Below are 16,484 nucleotides of genomic sequence, written 5' to 3'. Positions count from 1 at the left end.
CCCATTCACTTGAGCAATCTTTTTTTAGTTATCTATCTTATATCCAGATTCAATATTATGCTCAATCATGCTTTCAATGTCACTGTCTGGTGGTAAATAATGGAAGTAGTCACCAATTCGTTTTTTTGACTCTTCCAAATCCTTTGATAGCGTGATGATTTTTGAAAACTTACTTTTACCCGTTGTAATTTCAGCGTCAACCCCCTCACTTTTTCTCTTTTTTTGATAGTAATCAATGTCTGTCATTGGAAAAGAGTAAGCTTTATCTGTTCCTGATTTAAACCAAGCCACATAAGTAATCTCACAATTTTGAACATTATTAACCACGTCTTCCATTTTGCCCTCAGCAATCTCTTCACCATTTAACATAGTGTTTCTTTCTCTCACTTCATCCTGCCAGCTTTTATAATCTAATTTAGTCGTGATCAACATATTATGACCACCTTCAAAATGCTGCCCCATATCATATACAACGATTATTTCATCTTTTGGTATATGGAATTTTTCTTCAAACAACACATAACTATCACGAGTTAATTGCTCTTTGAAAAAATAATGGCCGATTTTATTGGAGACAAAAATCAAGCTTGGGAGAAGGGTAATTGAAAATAAAATGACATATTTTATTCGTTTTTCTTTTTGTTGCTTTATTTGAAAAAGAAAATAACAAGGGGTTGCAATTAAACAAAAAATAATGAGATAAATCATCTATCAGACTCCTTTTTTGAGTATTATAGCACAATCCTTTTTTACTTTCTTGCATTCCCACGAGAAGCCCGATATAATCGAAAGGACACATAAATTAGTTTAAAGAAAAAGTGAGGGATTACATGATTACCGTATCAAATGTTAGTCTGCAATTTCCAGATAGAAAATTATTTGAAGATGTAGATATTAAATTTACACCAGGAAATTGTTATGGGTTGATTGGTGCCAATGGTGCTGGAAAATCAACTTTCTTAAAAATATTATCTGGAGAAATTGACCCATCAACAGGAAATGTAACGTTAGGTCCTGATGAGCGTTTAGCAACCTTAAAACAAAACCACTTCGATTATGAAGACCAAACTGTCTTACACACTGTTATGATGGGACATAAGCGTCTTTATGAAGTAATGCAAGAAAAAGATGCTATCTATATGAAAGCTGATTTTACTGATGAAGATGGCATTAAAGCCGCTGAACTTGAAGGTGAATTTGCCGATTTAAACGGTTGGGAAGCTGAACCAGAAGCAGCAAGTTTGCTTCAAGGACTAAACATTCCAGAAGAATTACATGACTTAAAAATGGCTGAGTTAACTGCTGGTCAAAAAGTGAAGGTTTTACTAGCCCAAGCATTATTTGGCCAACCAGATGTTTTACTTTTAGATGAGCCTACCAACGGCTTAGATCGTGAGTCGATTGCTTGGTTAGAAGAATTCTTAATCAACTCAGAAAACACAATTATTACTGTATCCCATGACCGTCATTTCTTAAATAAAGTTTGTACGCACATGGCCGATTTAGATTTTGGTAAAATCAAATTATTCGTCGGTAACTATGATTTCTGGTTAGAATCAAGTGAACTCGCAGCAAGACTTCAATCAGATCAAAATACTAAAAAAGAAGAAAAAGTAAAAGAATTGCAAGCCTTTATCGCAAGATTTAGTGCCAATGCTTCTAAATCTAAACAAGCAACATCTCGTAAAAAAATGCTGGATAAGATTGAATTAGATGATATTCAACCATCATCACGCCGTTACCCATTTGTTGGCTTTAAAGCCGAACGTGAAATCGGTAATGATTTATTACAAGTTGAGAATATTTCTAAAACAATTGACGGCAAAAAAATCCTAGATAATATTAGCTTCACACTTAGAAAAGATGACAAAGCTGCCTTTATCGCCAAAGACGATATCACAACAACCGTCCTTTTCAAAATTATCATGGGTGAAATGGAGCCTGATTCTGGAACAGTTCGCTGGGGAGTAACAACTAGCCAAGCCTACTTACCAAAAGATACCTCTCATGAATTTGATACAGATCAACCAATTGTTGACTGGTTGCGTCAATATGCTTCTAAAGAAGAATCAGATAATACTTTCTTAAGAAGTTTCTTAGGTCGTATGCTATTCTCTGGTGAAGATGTTCTTAAATCAGTTAATGTCCTTTCTGGGGGCGAAAAAGTTCGTTGTATGTTATCTAAATTAATGCTTTCTAAAGCCAACGTTTTAGTTTTAGATGACCCTACCAACCATTTAGATTTAGAATCAATTACTGCCTTGAATGATGGCTTAATTGGTTTTAACGGTTCATTATTATTCTCTTCTCATGACCACCAATTTATCCAAACAACAGCTAATCGTATCGTTGCTGTTTCAGATAAAGGGGTTGTGGATCGTGCAGAAACAACTTATGATGAATTCTTGGACAACGAAACTGTCAAAGAACAAATGAAACAAATCTTTTAATAAGAGTGGTTAAAAAGGCGTTTAGCTCTGAGTAACTGGAGGAAACTAGAAACAATCCTCGCTTTTCGGATTGATTTTAGTTTTTGAAGTTACCTCAAGGAGCTGCCTTTTGAACCCAGACTAAATAAGAGTGGTGAAAAAGACGCTTAGCTCCAAGCAGCTGAAGTAACTTTTAAATTCAAAATACAAACAAAGACGAGGATGACTAAAAAAGTCACTCTCGTCTTTATTTGCATGCATACTTTTTAATTATTTATAGATAGCCCAATACCTAAGAGCTTCATTTTGTATTTCTGCTTCTTTAAAGGCTTTACCTGTATGTTTTTTTTCATCTGTATCGCTTGGATTATTTAACCAAAAAGTATTGGTTTTTCTATCATATCCTGAGATTACCATGATATGTCCAACCTTCGTGAAATACCCTGGTTTTACAGAAACAACGATAGGATGACCTTTCTCTAAATGTTTTTTAGCTAACTCCTGCTGATCACCCAAGTCTTCAAATTCATACTCTTTAGACACAGCAAAATCATTAAATATCTGCCACACAGTCCCTTCGTTTTCATCATAATACCGATTGCCTGACCACTTTAATACATCTAATGGTGTTACTTCTTTTTTGTCCAAATAAGTACTTACCATAGCTAAAGTTGTAATGGCACATCCATTAATTTCCACAGTGTTCTTTAATGGGTCACTACCTTCTTCTCCGTAAAATTCATTCTTCCATTTCTTATCAGTTTGTAAAATTAAAGGAATAGGCATTCGATTTTTAAATTCGTTACTCATAATACGATCATTCATTTTTTCAACATACGTTTTTTTTGCCTCTTTATCCCTTGCAGCTTGCTTTATAGCCTCTTGCTTTTTAACAATCTCTGCTTCTCTGGCCCTTTCATTAGCAAATACACGATTAATATAAATAGAAAAAAATAATGTAATAACTACTAAAATACTAACTATTAGCAATAAAATAGAATGTTTCTCTTTCAGAAAAACACACCTCCTATTTTGATTTATATCCTACATTACATTATGCCATATATTTCTCAAATAAAATAGATTCTCTCTTTTCTCTCCTTAAACATTAATAAATGGTACGATAAAAAAAGTTGTTAATGCCAAAAATTGGAAAAACAATTTTTAGTATTAACAACTAATCTATTTTTCGATTCCAAATGAAAAGATAGCGATTGCTCCATATCCTGTATGACTTGCGATCGTTGGTCCCATAGGTAATATCTCTACTGCTTTAACCGGTATTGTTTCTTCGATTAATTTTTTAGTATATTCTCCAGCTTCTAGATCTCCTGCATAAGCAACTAATATTGTCTGATCTTCACTAGAAATTATCGTTCGTTTAGTCTCTGAGACAATTTTTTCCAATGATTTTTTTCGACCTCTTACTTTACCTACATTAACTAATTTTCCTGTAGGGTCGACATTAATAATTGGTTTTATTTTTACTAAGCTTCCAATAGCTGCTGATGTTTTAGAAATTCGTCCGCCACGTTCTAAGTGATTTAAATCATTGACTGTTACCCATGAGTGTACTCGGTTCACATTATTTTCTAGCCACTCTTGTACTTCTTTCAAGCTCTTGCCTGCATCTCTTTGCTTAATCACTTCTTTGATTAACAAACCTTCTCCTAATGACGCTGCTTTCGAATCAACAATCGTTACTGAAACCGAATCATTATCTTCTTCCAGAAGTCGCAAAGCAGAATATGCATTTCTTTGTGAGCCACTTAGTTCAGAAGAAAAAGCCACATACAACAAAGGTTTGTCTGCATTAACATAGTGACTAAAAGCCTCAGAATACGTTCCAATATTAATTTGTGAGGTACTAGGCATTTCTTCTGCTTTTAATTGCTCCATAAACCAATTATAATCAAATTTTTTCCCTAAATCATCGATATATTCTTTATGATTTAAATTAATAATCATACTAACTAACTGAACATTATTTTGTTCCAGATAATCAAAAGGTAAGTCAGAACACGAATCGACTAATAAATCAAATTTTTCTGTCATTTTACAACCTCCTCTACACATCTTACTACCTTTTAGTAAAAAAAAGAAGCAGTTTTTTAACTCCCCCTTTTTTTTGTTTATTAAATTTGTGCCCAAACGCTTTCTAAGACGTTCGTTTGTGTTCTATCTGGACCAACTGAGAAGGTTGAAATTCTAACACCTACTAGTTCAGAAACACGATGAACATAATTTCTAGCATTTTCTGGTAAGTCAGATAAAGTTTTACAACCTGTAATATCTTCTGTCCAACCTGGTAACTCTTCATAGACTGGTTTACAACGAGATAATTCTTTTAAACTTGCTGGGTAATGATAAATCTCTTTACCATCTAATTCATAAGCTGTACAGATTTTTACAGTTGGTAAACCTGATAATACATCAATTGAATTCAATGATAAATTGGTAATACCTGACACACGTTTCGAATGGCGCATCACAACAGTATCAAACCAACCCACACGACGTGGACGGCCTGTTGTTGTGCCATATTCACGACCCACTTCACGAATTTGTTGACCTGTTTCATCAAATAATTCAGTTGGGAATGGACCGTCTCCCACACGTGATGTGTAAGCTTTACAGACACCCACGACACGGTTAATTTTTGATGGTCCCACACCACTACCAATCGTCACACCACCGGCAACTGGATTTGAAGAAGTTACAAATGGATACGTTCCTTGATCAATATCAAGCATAACCCCTTGTGCTCCTTCAAATAACACACGGCGACCTTCGTCTAATGCATCATTCAAGATAACTGAAGTATCTGTCACATATTTTTTGATTTCTTGACCATATTGGTAGTACTCTTCAAAGATATCATCAAACTCTATAGCTTCTGAGTCAAACATTTTAACAAATTGACGGTTCTTTTCTTCTAAATTAATTTTTAAACGTTCAGCAAAAATTTCTTTATCTAATAAATCAGCAATACGAATTCCTACACGAGCTGCTTTATCCATGTAAGCTGGTCCAATTCCTTTAATCGTTGTCCCAATTTTATTTTCACCTTTAGCATCTTCTTGTAATTGATCCAATTTGATATGGTAAGGTAAAATGACATGCGCACGATCTGAAATTCTTAAGTTTTCAGTATTGATATTATGATCTGCTAAATATTGTAATTCTTTAGTAATTGATTTAGGGTTAATCACAACACCGTTTCCAATCACACTGATCTTTTCTTTATAAAAAATACCTGATGGAATTAAATGCAGTTTATATGTCGTTCCATCAAATTGAATAGTGTGACCTGCGTTGTCTCCACCTTGATAACGTGCAATGACTTCAGCATTTTCACTTAAAAAGTCGGTAATCTTTCCTTTTCCTTCGTCGCCCCACTGAGTTCCTACTACTACAACTGATGACATTTAAACACTCCATTCTTATTTTCAATAATACTTAACTATTCTAGCAAAACAGAACTTATATTACAATAAAATCGAACGTTATTTTTTATAATTTTACAAAAAGACAAATAAACCGAACATTAGAACTCTTCTCTTGGAGATAGTGAAGAAAACTTATTGTACTCTTTGATAAATAAAAGTTCTACTGTTCCCCGAGCACCACTCCGGTTTTTTTCAATGATTACTTCGATCACGTTGTTTGTTTCTGGTGGTTCTTCATCTTCACCATCTTCACTTCGATAATAATCATCACGGTAAAGAAATGCTACAATATCCGCATCTTGTTCAATTGATCCAGATTCACGAATATCACTTAGTACTGGTCGTTTATCTTGACGTTGTTCTACCCCACGTGAGAGTTGAGACAAAGCAATAACTGGCACATGTAATTCTTTGGCTAGCTTTTTTAGTTGTCTTGAAATCTCAGAAACTTCTTGTTGTCTATTTTCTCGTCCAGTTCCCTCAATAAGCTGTAAGTAATCAATGAGGATTAAACCTAAATCGCCTTGCTCCTGTGCTAATTTACGACACTTAGCACGGATTTCAGAGATTTTAATACCTGGTGTATCATCGATAAATATATTAGCTTTAGAGAGGCTTCCCATTGCGACAATGATGTTGTCCCACTCTTCGTCTGATAATTGACCAGTTTTTAAGTGACTCGCTTCTACTAAACCTTCCGAACATAACATCCGGTTAACTAAAGATTCCGCACTCATCTCTAAACTAAAGATAGCAACGGATTCATCTGTCTTAGTCCCTACATTTTGAGCAATATTAAGTGCAAACGCTGTCTTACCTACAGCCGGTCTAGCAGCCAAGATAATTAATTCTTCTGCTTGAAGTCCTGCTGTCATTTTATCCAATGCATGATAACCTGTTGGAAGTCCAGTAATTGCTTCACCTTGTTGTGATAGTTTTTCAATTTGATTAATCGAATCGCCTAGGACATCGGCAATCGCTAAAAATCCACTACGATTTCTTTTTTCTGATACTTCTAATATCTTTCGCTCCGCATCATCTAAAATACTTTCTACATCTTCATCTTGTTCAAAACCACTAGTAACAATATCAGTAGCTGTTTGTATCAAGTTTCTTAATAGTGATTTTTGTTCTACAATTTTAGCATAATAACCAACATTAGCTGCAGTTGGAACACTTAGTGTTAGTTCAGATAAGTAACTAACGCCACCAATATCTTCAATCATTTTCTTCTGTTCAAGTTGTTCTTTAACCGTAATCGCATCGATTGCTTCATTACGGTTGTTTAAATCAATCATAATTTGAAAAATAGTTTGATGACCACGACGATAAAAATCTTTAGCTTCGATGTATTCCATTGCTTCCACAATTGAATCAGAATCCAAAAAGACCGATCCTAGTACAGCCTGTTCAGCTTCAACACTTTGTGGTGGTATTCTATCTTGTTGGATAAGTTCCATGTTGTTTTTCCCCTACCCTTATTTTTTATTCAGTAATAACATGGACACGTAATTTTGCAGTTACTTTTTTATGTAACTTAGTTGGTACATTCGTATAACCTAACGCTTTAATAGGTTGTTTTAAATCCATTTTACGTTTATCGATTTTAATTCCGTGTTGCTTTTCTAACGCTTCAGCAATTTGTTTTGAAGGAATAGAACCAAATAAGCGACTATCTTCACCTGCTTTTGATTTAATAATCACTTCAAATTCTTCTGCTTCTATCACATCTCTTAATTTTTTAGCATCTTCCAATACTTCTGCATCTTCTTTTTCTTTTGCATTGGTTTTACCTTTTAACTCACTTAATGATTGTGCTGTTGCTTCTACCGCTAATCCTTTTTTTAATAAAAAATTTTGTGCATACCCTACAGCCACATCTTTTACTTCACCTTTTTTACCTTTTCCATTAACATCTTGTAAAAATATAACTTTCATATAAGAAACACTCCTTATCTACTTTAAAATTTAAGTCTGTACCTTACCATTTTAACATAATATTAATGTTTCATAAAACAAATATATAATTGTTTCACGTGAAACAAAAAAAGACATTCATTTAGAATGAATGTCCTCTAAAAATTATTGTTCTTCACCAACGAATGGTAATAGACCCATAATTCTTGCGCGTTTAATTGCGATAGTTAATTTTCTTTGGTGTTTAGCACAAGTACCAGTCACACGACGTGGTAAAATTTTACCTCTTTCAGAGATAAATCTTGCTAATAAATCAACATCTTTATAATCGATATTATCGATATGGTTAGCTGTAAAGTAACATACTTTACGACGTTTTTTTCCGCCTCTTCTTTGTTGAGCTGCCATTTTTATGCCCCTCCTATTCTATTTTAGAATGGTAAATCGTCATCCGAAATATCAATTTGTGATGAGCTTCCAAAAGGATCACTATTATCACGATCAAAATTCGGCATTTCGTTTTTACTTGAAGATTGACTAAATGACTGACTATTTTGATTTTGAGAAAAATTACTAAAATTATTTCCTGCATCTTGATTACCAAAGCCACCAGGTTGTTGCTGTTGTCTTTGTTCAGATACATTACGTGATTCTAATAATTGGAAATTATCACATACTACTTCTGTAACATATACTTTTTGACCTTGTTGATTTTCATAATTACGTGTTTGAATACGTCCAACCACACCTAGTAAAGTACCCTTTTTAGCGTAATTTGCTAGTGTTTCTGCTGGTTTTCTCCAAATAACACAATTAACAAAATCAGCTTCTCTATCGCCACTTTGATTTGTAAAGTTACGATTGACAGCTAAGTTAAAAGTTGCTACAGCTGATCCATTTGAAGTAAATCTCAATTCTGGGTCACGAGTAAGTCTTCCTACTAGTACAACGTTGTTAATCATTTGTCGATCTCCTCTCGTTTTTTAATGTTTCACGTGAAACATTTAATTAATTTTCTTCTTTAACAACCATGTGACGGATAATGTCAGCATTGATTTTAGCTAAACGGTCAAATTCGTTAATTCCTACAACATCAGTTGCTGAAACTTTAACGATATGATAGATTCCTTCATGGAAATCTTGGATGTCGTATGCTAAGCGGCGTTTGCCCCATAACTTAGATTCCAATACCTCTGCACCGTTATCTTTTAAGATTGAATCGAAACGATTTACAAGAGCAGTTTTTTCTTCTTCATCAATGTTTGGACGAATTATGTACATAATTTCGTAGTTTGTAGCTTGATTCATTGATTTTTCACCTCCTTATGGACTAAAGGTTCCTAATTTAATAGGAACAAGGAGAGTAAACATTTCTATTTACTCACATTTCAATATTTTACTACACTTGACAACTAATATCAATGATTTTTATTTATCTCATTTGATTTATTTTTTTAACTGGATATTCTTAATATACGTAAATATTTCATGTTTAATTTATAATCTTAATAAAAAACTGAATTTGATAAAATAAGCCAAAAACCATTTAAAATAGATTGCCATCCTACCTATAATTCATTTTATTATAATTATGAATTATGTTAACTAACTCAATACTTAATTGATATAATATTAATAACTAATAAAAAGGAGTTTCTTATGGATAATAAAAAGAGGGAGCAACAGCAACGTTACATTCGCCTTATTAATCAATCTGAAGATTACATAGAACAACATTTATCCACTCCCATTTCTTTAAAAGAATTAGCAGATAATGCTAATTTTTCTGAATATCATTTTCATAGAATTTTTAAACAATACTCTAATGAAACTTTAAAACAATTTATAACTCGGTTTAAATTAGAAAGAGCTGCTATCTTTCTGTCTGTGAACCAATCTTTATCATTGACAGATATAGCTTTAAGTTATGGCTACAATGACTCCAGTACTTTTAGTAAAGCTTTTAAAAATCATTTTGGAGTGAGTCCTTCCGCATATCGAAAAGAGCAAGAAACGACAAGAGTCTCAAAAAAATATATGACATAATAAAATCATCTTAAGACATGGAGGGATTTATATGATTAAACCTATTAATATTACTACTGAGCAGTTGGAAGATCAAAAAATTATTTATATTCGTTTTAGAGGAAGTCAAGCAGAGTTCAGAAAAAATAGCCGTAAATTATTTAATGAGTTATTTGAATTTGCAACAAATAATTACTTAGTCAATTCTGAGCTAACCAAAGTTTTAACAATTTATGATGATAATCCTTATATCACAGAAGATAAAAATTTAAGGACAAGTGTTGCTATGACAATTCCAAATAATATTAATGTCACCGAAAGTGGAAATATCTGTATTTCTAGTATTTCAGGTAAATTTGGAGTAGGTCATTTTGAAATTTCGGCAAAAGAGTATGGAAGTGCTTGGCAGTACATGTATCAAGAATGGTTATTTAAAGATGATAGCCAAGCTAGAGACGCCGTTCCATTTGAATTATATGTAACAGAACCACCTAAAAATTTTAAAGATAAAAGCTTAACAAATATATACATTCCAATTAATTAAATTGTTAAAACAATGGAGATATAAAAAGCTCTCAGAACAAATTTTTCTGAGAGCTTTTTAAGCTAAGCATACTAATCCCATGATTCTATTTTTTAGTTAAATTAAAGCTATCATCGATTAAATGTTTCACTTCATTCATATTATCATTATTAATTTTTGAAAGATCTACTGATATCCAATGTTCTTTATTCATATGATAGGCAGAAAAATATTCTTTTTTTCCTTTTAATATCGTTATTAATTCGGGCTCAATTTTTAAATCGATAATGTCGATTTCTTCTTTACCTTCACCATATATTTTTTCTCTCGGTGTGTTCATGATAATCCCAAACCATTTACGATTTTCTTTATGTCTAAAAATACAATAATTAGGAAATTTAGTAAATGTGTACTCTGGTGAAACATTATATTGATTTTCGATGTATTTAATGATGTCTTCTCTTATTTTTACCATTTCATTTCCTCCAATAAATTATTTCATTATTTATAGATGTACGTATTTAAAGTTCACTTTACTATTCTTTAAATGTAGACACAATATTATTTTCTGATGACCTGATAACTAATAGTTAAAACAGCTTTCATTTATTATTAACTATTTTTTCATAAATAATCATTACCTCATTCAAACAAACTTCACATTTTAAGACTAATATATAAATATACCAACAAAACAACCCTAACAAATAAACTTTTTCATTTTATTTACTCCTCCAAAGTAAATAAACAACTCCTTTTTTGCCTCTAGTATCGTGCTAGAGGCTTTTTTTTATATTGTCCACCTTGAATGTTAAATAAAAGTTACTCCTACTCCCAGAATTTTTTAAACATCCTCGAAAATATCCCCTTACTTCTCTTCTTCGAGACATTTTTCCATTCAGTTAATGTGGGGATTTCTTCATTGTTAAAATATTCTTTTCGTTCATCCGAATTTCTTCCTTTTTAACTGATTATACACCACTTTTTTGATATATTTAGTTAATTTGTTAATACTTTTAATGATTTTGAAACGAATATGGATACTCAAAAAAGAATGGTATGGCGAGTAAATGGATTAATAATTTTTTAAAGAGAATTTGTTTGTATTTGATGTAATACTAACGCTGTCTCCCCATTCTCTCTAGCATGAAGGGAGGTCTTTCTTTTGAATTTCATTCTTATTGTTGTGAGTGAAGTGACGTCACATTACTTCATCAAATTAAGCCCACTCATTAGTCTTAATTGAACGTAAAATAAGCCCCCCAGGGCCGGCACGCTTTGGGGTCTTTGATCTTTACTTGAACTTCTTCTTTGTTACTCAAATGTAGCATGACTTTATTTATCAATCAAAAGTATTGGATGGGTTTAATGTTACTAGGTAATGTTAAATTCTATTGGTTAACATAAACCGCGATTATACCAAGTTTATTTTTGTCATATGGTACAATAAATAAAAAGCAATGGGGGAATTTTTATGTCAGAAAAAAAGCTTTTGAAATCAGAAAAAATCCGTATCAAAAATGATAAGTTGCGTGCAAAAGGAAAAGACCCTTTAAAAGGCTCAAATTCCATTGTAAATACAGGAATGGTTGGTATTAATAAAGCGAATATTGGAATTAAGGATACAGATAATTCTAATTACATGGATAAAAATCCAAACAATCCTAATTTGAACAATGTTCATAAAAAAGATAATAAATAGTAGTTAATGATTTATTAACCCTCTTTTTTTGTTAAACTAAATAAGACAAAACAGTATGGAGGTAAAGATGAATCTAATAAAAACAAATCAATTTTATATTGTTTTATCACTTGTATGTGCAATAGCTATTTTCCAATGAGTATGCTATTTCAGATAACGCCATATTGGGGAAAAAGTATGATTTGGTATTGGATTGGAGTTGTTTTAACGTATGCTATTTGGTTAATTAAGATAATTTTTTTAATTTTAATATTTACAAAAAAAGTGGAGACTATAATTTGCTAGTAGCTGTTTTAAGTGTTGTTTTATGTATTTTATTAGTATTAGGATTTTTATGGACTACTTTTATAATCATTGCAGGTATGTCAGGTTTCTAAAATTTCATATTTTAACGTTATTTCCCCCTTAGTTAACATAATTTAACATTATAACGAGTTACAAAGATGTTAATATTAATTAATAGAAAGGGTGGTCTATCATAAATGCAAATAACACTTTTACAGAAATAGGTTTAGACTTTGATAATAATAAATTTGGACTTGGTGTTAGTACTGAGATAGAATCTTCCAACTATGAAGTTCGAAAAAAAGGACGAAATAACTTTAAATTTGTTTTAGGAATATCTGACAAATAACATATTCGCAGTTATACGGAGTTGGTTAACTACTGTGAGTATGTGAGTTTAATTAGTCTTCAACTTTTTGTAAAAGCCACCCTCGAACTGCACCCACCTCATTAGATTTCATATTTGGAAATGTTTTTGTCATTATTAATTGATTATCTAAATCAAGAGAAAATTTATATCGTATAGAATTATCAGGATTTGAATAAGAACTGTAGCCACTTGCAGTTGTATATGTTCCCACCGAATCTTGAGGAGCTGTAATATCAAGTTGTAATTGCTCAGTATCATTGTTCTTATAAATTTCTATTTCTATAGGCCAATCCTCTTCTGTGGAAGTCCATTTGCCAGTTATATACTCTTTAGATAGTTTTTCTTTCTTAACTTCAGAAGAAGAAGCGCTCGTTGATATGCTATTATCGATAGCTTGCTTATTATTAGAATTACATCCGAATAAAGATAAATTGAAATTTAATAATGCTAAGAAAATAATAGACTTTTTCATACAAACCCCACCTTTTTAAAGTTAATTAATTTTATCATATTTTATTTAGTTTAGATAACTGGTGATGAGACTAAGTTAAAAAGGCTCTCATAACGAATATGAGAGCCTTTATGACTTATTGGTAGATGTCTCGACGATGTCCTATCTCTAAAATCAAAATAGTTATAGTTTCATCATCAATGTTAGCAATTAATCTATAATCACCAATTCTGTAACGCCATTGTCCACTTTGGTTACCTACTAATCCTTTTCCGTGACTGCGTGGAAATTCATTTCCTTCTAAATTCTTAGAAATCCAAGATAAAATTAGTCTAGCTTGATGTTTATCCATTTTTTTAATGCTTTTTGAGCATTTTTCTCATATCTAACTGAATATCCTCTATTACTCATAAACCTAATTCTTTAAGCATATCGTGATGAGAAACACTTTCATCATTTAATTGGTGTGCTTTCATCGCTTTATCGTAAAGAACCATATCAATTTGATTTTCTAAACTTTCTAGTAATTTTGTTCTAGCTAGTTCTGATAAACTTAAACCATTTAAATCAGCCATTGATTGAATAAATGATTTTTCATCGTCTGTTACTCTAAATGTTACTGTACTCATACGTATGCATCTCCTGTATACATTTGTTCTACACATTAATCGTACAACAAATGTGTGCATTTTTCAATTATTTGATTGATTAAAATAAAAGCCATTATAGTAAGTAGCTTTATGAGTTATTAAATTAATTAGAGTTTCTGATATTAAGAGTTATAGAATAATTTTAAGTTCATTGATTAATAATTGTTACTTATTCTTTTTTGTTAAATCTCTCAAAAAAATTTTTATTTGTGTTGTATACGATAAACTGTAATTTTTTTTATTTTTTATCATATTTGAAAAAAAATCGGATGAATATTCTGCAATTAAAGCGCCTACTACTATAAATCCACCTAAACTAAAAAAAATATATTTTAAAACAGTTATCATATTAACATTAAGAAAAATGACTGTAGCCGACGCCGAGGAAGTCTTTATACTTGGACGAACTCTGAAACGACCGCTAAATATTTAACTTGGGCATCTCATGCCGCAATTGACGTGACAAAAGAATATCAAGCAGCCGAAGAAGAAAGTTAGCAAGAAGGTTGGAGAAAAATTCTGGAATCATGGTTATGTCAGTGAGGCTCTAATCACATCATGAAAAAAGCAAGCATGAGGCTTGAAGGCATTTTAAGACAATCTGGATTTAACAACTGAGATATTGTTGATGTGGCTTTCACAGAAAAGAAACACGATTCATTGCAATTTATTCACACTTTAAGACTATTATATATAGCATACTTACAAAACAACCCTAACAATAAATTTTTTCATTTTATTTACTCCTCCAAAGTAAATAAACAACTCCTTTTTACCTCTAGTTTTTTAGCTAGAGGCTTTTTTATTTTCTTTGAAAAATAGTTAACTTGAAGCTTAATAAAAACTTTTTTAATTAATATTTCATTTGATTTGCAAAATATTATGGATTGTTAACCTTTCGAAATAGATAGTTCAATCTAATATATGATTAAGTTAATCAATTAGTTCAATAACTTGGAATATATTGCTACTCTCACCATTTATTTTGTATAAAAAAAAAGAAACAAAAAAACTTTATAGTCATTTAACAAAAAAAACAATTTATAAGGTATAATAAAAGTATACATATCAATCAAATTTTAATAGAAAGGAAATGTTAATATGAAAAAAAAAATATCTACGTGGTTTAGTCTATTTGTTATACTTAGCTCTTTATTAGTAAGTCCCTTGGCTGCAATAGCAGAAAACACAGAAAATTATATTGCTAATCAACAAGTAATAGAGAATGTAGAAAAAGAGGTTATTAAAGATAATCAGAATCAGGAATCTTTAGACATAGAGACTACTAATTCTGAAACAATAAGTACTACAGACTCAGAAACTATGGTCGATACTGAAACAGACAAGAAACAAAAGTCAGAAATGATTGAAAGAACAGATCAACAAACAAGGGCTCCTAATAATGTAATTACTAATATAACAATTACAGATAAAAATGGAAACCCTTTATCTCAAGCTGTAAGTCAATGGGAAAATTTTAGAATTAATGGGAATTTTTCATTACCAAATGGGCAGATATCTGCTGGAGATATAACAACAATTACTTTACCTACTCAATTGAAATTTGGTAATATAACAGATTTTGAGGTAAAAGATGTCAGTGGAAATATAGTTGCCAATGCTACTATATCGCCTCTTACAAAACAAATTGTTTTAACCTATACGAGTTACGCAGAGTCACATTCTGATGTTAAGGGTTCTTTTTATTTTTATGCTGGGATAGATACTTCGGTAGTTAAGGAAGAGCAAACTATTACAACTGAAATTGATATTGATGGTGAAACATTTCCTATTGAAATTGAATTTGAAGGTGTTGGCAATGATACGCATCCTTTATCTAAAGCCGGTTGGTTTATCGAAGGGGAGGATCAACAACTTCAATATTATCTTGCAGTAAATAGAAGTAAAAAGAGTTATCCAAATGCTGTTTTAAAAGATTCGCTGAAAAGCCCGGCAGTTGCTTATGTACCGGGATCGTTTAAAGTTTATAAAGGGGAGTGGAAAAGAAATAGTGATAATACTGATTGGGAATTAGTTAATCAAGTTGATATAACTTCTACTTTGAATATTAATCTTTCTGAAGATAACAGATCATTCTCAATTGATTTTGGTAACATTACGGAGCAGGATCATTTTTCAGTCTATTATAATGCTAAGATGAATTATAAACCTGTAGATGGCGAAAAGATAAATAACACTGCTATGTTAATTTCAAACGATGAAATTGTTACAGAAACTACTATTGAAACGCCTTTCCAAGAAGGCGGTGGTGAAGCTGAAGGATATAATTTAACCATTAAAATTCATAAAAAAGACCCTAGTGGAAATAATTTATTAGGAGCCGAATTTGAAATTATTCGTGACAAAACAGGGGAGGTAGTTGGTAAAATTACGACTGATAACCTTGGAAATGCTAGTGTGTCAGGTCTGTTAAGAGATAACTATACAATTAGAGAAATAAAGGCACCTGATGGATATGAATTATCTAAAGAAGATATAAAAGTCTCTCCAGATGATTTTAATAATAATAAAGAAGTATTTAAAGAAATTATTAATAAAAAGAAAGAAATTAAACCGACTAATATTGTCTTAAACGTTAATAAAGTTCTAACAGGTAAAGAATTAACAGCTGGCGCATTTAACTTTGAGTTAAAAGATGAAGCAGGCAAAGTTCTACAAACAA

17 protein-coding genes and 1 pseudogene are annotated in these 16,484 nt (G+C 31.5%); 5 read left to right on the top strand and 13 right to left on the bottom strand.

Annotation, left to right across the window (positions count from 1 at the left end):
- Positions 1 to 24: 24 nt before the first annotated feature.
- Positions 25 to 708 carry a hypothetical protein gene (locus FM121_RS09365; protein WP_086951903.1) on the bottom strand — a complete coding sequence of 228 codons (684 nt, stop codon included), beginning with the start codon at positions 706 to 708 and terminating at the stop codon, positions 25 to 27.
- A 122-nt stretch (positions 709 to 830) separates the two neighbouring features.
- Here FM121_RS09365 and FM121_RS09360 point away from each other — a divergent pair, with 122 nt between their 5' ends.
- Positions 831 to 2,450: an ABC-F family ATP-binding cassette domain-containing protein gene (locus FM121_RS09360; RefSeq protein WP_086951902.1), complete on the top strand. Its 1,620-nt coding sequence runs from the start codon at positions 831 to 833 to the stop codon at positions 2,448 to 2,450.
- 249 nt (positions 2,451 to 2,699) lie between these two features.
- Here FM121_RS09360 and FM121_RS09355 read toward each other — a convergent pair whose 3' ends face one another.
- From FM121_RS09355 to rpsF, 8 genes are all read right to left on the bottom strand, one after another.
- Positions 2,700 to 3,419: a C39 family peptidase gene (locus FM121_RS09355; RefSeq protein ID WP_086951901.1), complete on the bottom strand. Its 720-nt coding sequence runs from the start codon at positions 3,417 to 3,419 to the stop codon at positions 2,700 to 2,702.
- Between the two features lie 192 nt (positions 3,420 to 3,611).
- Positions 3,612 to 4,484, bottom strand: coding sequence for a DegV family protein (locus tag FM121_RS09350; protein ID WP_086951900.1), 873 nt, complete (start codon positions 4,482 to 4,484; stop codon positions 3,612 to 3,614).
- Between the two features lie 80 nt (positions 4,485 to 4,564).
- On the bottom strand, positions 4,565 to 5,857 hold the full coding sequence (locus tag FM121_RS09345; RefSeq protein ID WP_086951899.1) for an adenylosuccinate synthase: 1,293 nt from the start codon (positions 5,855 to 5,857) through the stop codon (positions 4,565 to 4,567).
- Between the two features lie 119 nt (positions 5,858 to 5,976).
- Entirely contained in the window at positions 5,977 to 7,338 is a 1,362-nt protein-coding gene (gene dnaB / locus FM121_RS09340; RefSeq protein ID WP_086951898.1) for a replicative DNA helicase, read from the bottom strand.
- Positions 7,339 to 7,363: 25 nt separating this feature from the next.
- Positions 7,364 to 7,816 carry a 50S ribosomal protein L9 gene (gene rplI / locus FM121_RS09335; RefSeq protein WP_086951897.1) on the bottom strand — a complete coding sequence of 151 codons (453 nt, stop codon included), beginning with the start codon at positions 7,814 to 7,816 and terminating at the stop codon, positions 7,364 to 7,366.
- Between the two features lie 144 nt (positions 7,817 to 7,960).
- Positions 7,961 to 8,203, bottom strand: a complete 243-nt coding sequence (gene rpsR / locus FM121_RS09330) for a 30S ribosomal protein S18 (protein WP_086951896.1) — start codon at positions 8,201 to 8,203, stop codon at positions 7,961 to 7,963.
- 23 nt (positions 8,204 to 8,226) lie between these two features.
- A complete protein-coding gene (gene ssb, locus FM121_RS09325) occupies positions 8,227 to 8,757 on the bottom strand; it encodes a single-stranded DNA-binding protein (RefSeq protein WP_086951895.1) in 531 nt (176 codons plus the stop codon).
- 46 nt (positions 8,758 to 8,803) lie between these two features.
- Complete coding sequence (rpsF, locus tag FM121_RS09320) at positions 8,804 to 9,103, bottom strand: 30S ribosomal protein S6 (protein ID WP_086951894.1); 300 nt, start codon at positions 9,101 to 9,103, stop codon at positions 8,804 to 8,806.
- Between the two features lie 351 nt (positions 9,104 to 9,454).
- On the opposite strand from rpsF, the gene FM121_RS09315 reads away from it, so the two are divergent.
- Together FM121_RS09315 and FM121_RS09310 are read left to right on the top strand one after the other, a co-directional pair.
- Positions 9,455 to 9,841 (top strand): AraC family transcriptional regulator, encoded by a 387-nt coding sequence (locus tag FM121_RS09315; protein WP_086951893.1) that lies wholly within the window; start codon positions 9,455 to 9,457, stop codon positions 9,839 to 9,841.
- Positions 9,842 to 9,872: 31 nt separating this feature from the next.
- Positions 9,873 to 10,364 carry an AraC family transcriptional regulator gene (locus FM121_RS09310; protein WP_086951892.1) on the top strand — a complete coding sequence of 164 codons (492 nt, stop codon included), beginning with the start codon at positions 9,873 to 9,875 and terminating at the stop codon, positions 10,362 to 10,364.
- A gap of 85 nt (positions 10,365 to 10,449) precedes the next feature.
- Here FM121_RS09310 and FM121_RS09305 read toward each other — a convergent pair whose 3' ends face one another.
- A complete protein-coding gene (locus FM121_RS09305; RefSeq protein WP_086951891.1) occupies positions 10,450 to 10,818 on the bottom strand; it encodes an MmcQ/YjbR family DNA-binding protein in 369 nt (122 codons plus the stop codon).
- 999 nt (positions 10,819 to 11,817) lie between these two features.
- On the opposite strand from FM121_RS09305, the gene FM121_RS09300 reads away from it, so the two are divergent.
- Positions 11,818 to 12,045, top strand: coding sequence for a hypothetical protein (locus FM121_RS09300; protein WP_086951890.1), 228 nt, complete (start codon positions 11,818 to 11,820; stop codon positions 12,043 to 12,045).
- 686 nt (positions 12,046 to 12,731) lie between these two features.
- Here FM121_RS09300 and FM121_RS09295 read toward each other — a convergent pair.
- The 3 genes and pseudogenes from FM121_RS09295 to relB form a co-directional block, all read right to left on the bottom strand.
- On the bottom strand, positions 12,732 to 13,172 hold the full coding sequence (locus tag FM121_RS09295; RefSeq protein ID WP_086951889.1) for a hypothetical protein: 441 nt from the start codon (positions 13,170 to 13,172) through the stop codon (positions 12,732 to 12,734).
- Positions 13,173 to 13,287: 115 nt separating this feature from the next.
- A pseudogene (locus FM121_RS09290) lies at positions 13,288 to 13,562 on the bottom strand (type II toxin-antitoxin system RelE family toxin).
- Positions 13,559 to 13,780: a type II toxin-antitoxin system RelB family antitoxin gene (gene relB, locus FM121_RS09285; protein ID WP_086951887.1), complete on the bottom strand. Its 222-nt coding sequence runs from the start codon at positions 13,778 to 13,780 to the stop codon at positions 13,559 to 13,561. Before relB ends, FM121_RS09290 begins: the two are co-directional and overlap by 4 nt.
- 1,122 nt (positions 13,781 to 14,902) lie before the next feature.
- On the opposite strand from relB, the gene FM121_RS09280 reads away from it, so the two are divergent.
- The coding region (locus FM121_RS09280; RefSeq protein WP_256958443.1) for an Ig-like domain-containing protein at positions 14,903 to 16,484 on the top strand (1,582 nt) is incomplete at its 3' end.

The sequence above is a fragment of the Vagococcus fluvialis bH819 genome (genome assembly GCF_900163795.1).
Lineage (GTDB): Bacteria > Bacillota > Bacilli > Lactobacillales > Vagococcaceae > Vagococcus > Vagococcus fluvialis_A.
This window is presented reverse-complemented; position numbering and strand designations above follow the sequence as displayed.

Excerpts from the sequence above, each read along its gene's own strand:
- dnaB (WP_086951898.1), bottom strand. The coding sequence starts at position 7,338 with ATGGAACTTATCCAACAAGATAGAATACCACCACAAAGTGTTGAAGCT.
- FM121_RS09310 (WP_086951892.1), top strand. The coding sequence starts at position 9,873 with ATGATTAAACCTATTAATATTACTACTGAGCAGTTGGAAGATCAAAAA.
- FM121_RS09345 (WP_086951899.1), bottom strand. The coding sequence starts at position 5,857 with ATGTCATCAGTTGTAGTAGTAGGAACTCAGTGGGGCGACGAAGGAAAA.
- FM121_RS09305 (WP_086951891.1), bottom strand. The coding sequence starts at position 10,818 with ATGGTAAAAATAAGAGAAGACATCATTAAATACATCGAAAATCAATAT.
- FM121_RS09350 (WP_086951900.1), bottom strand. The coding sequence starts at position 4,484 with ATGACAGAAAAATTTGATTTATTAGTCGATTCGTGTTCTGACTTACCT.
- FM121_RS09315 (WP_086951893.1), top strand. The coding sequence starts at position 9,455 with ATGGATAATAAAAAGAGGGAGCAACAGCAACGTTACATTCGCCTTATT.
- FM121_RS09365 (WP_086951903.1), bottom strand. The coding sequence starts at position 708 with ATGATTTATCTCATTATTTTTTGTTTAATTGCAACCCCTTGTTATTTT.
- relB (WP_086951887.1), bottom strand. The coding sequence starts at position 13,780 with ATGAGTACAGTAACATTTAGAGTAACAGACGATGAAAAATCATTTATT.
- rpsF (WP_086951894.1), bottom strand. The coding sequence starts at position 9,103 with ATGAATCAAGCTACAAACTACGAAATTATGTACATAATTCGTCCAAAC.
- FM121_RS09360 (WP_086951902.1), top strand. The coding sequence starts at position 831 with ATGATTACCGTATCAAATGTTAGTCTGCAATTTCCAGATAGAAAATTA.
- FM121_RS09300 (WP_086951890.1), top strand. The coding sequence starts at position 11,818 with ATGTCAGAAAAAAAGCTTTTGAAATCAGAAAAAATCCGTATCAAAAAT.
- rpsR (WP_086951896.1), bottom strand. The coding sequence starts at position 8,203 with ATGGCAGCTCAACAAAGAAGAGGCGGAAAAAAACGTCGTAAAGTATGT.
- rplI (WP_086951897.1), bottom strand. The coding sequence starts at position 7,816 with ATGAAAGTTATATTTTTACAAGATGTTAATGGAAAAGGTAAAAAAGGT.
- ssb (WP_086951895.1), bottom strand. The coding sequence starts at position 8,757 with ATGATTAACAACGTTGTACTAGTAGGAAGACTTACTCGTGACCCAGAA.
- FM121_RS09295 (WP_086951889.1), bottom strand. The coding sequence starts at position 13,172 with ATGAAAAAGTCTATTATTTTCTTAGCATTATTAAATTTCAATTTATCT.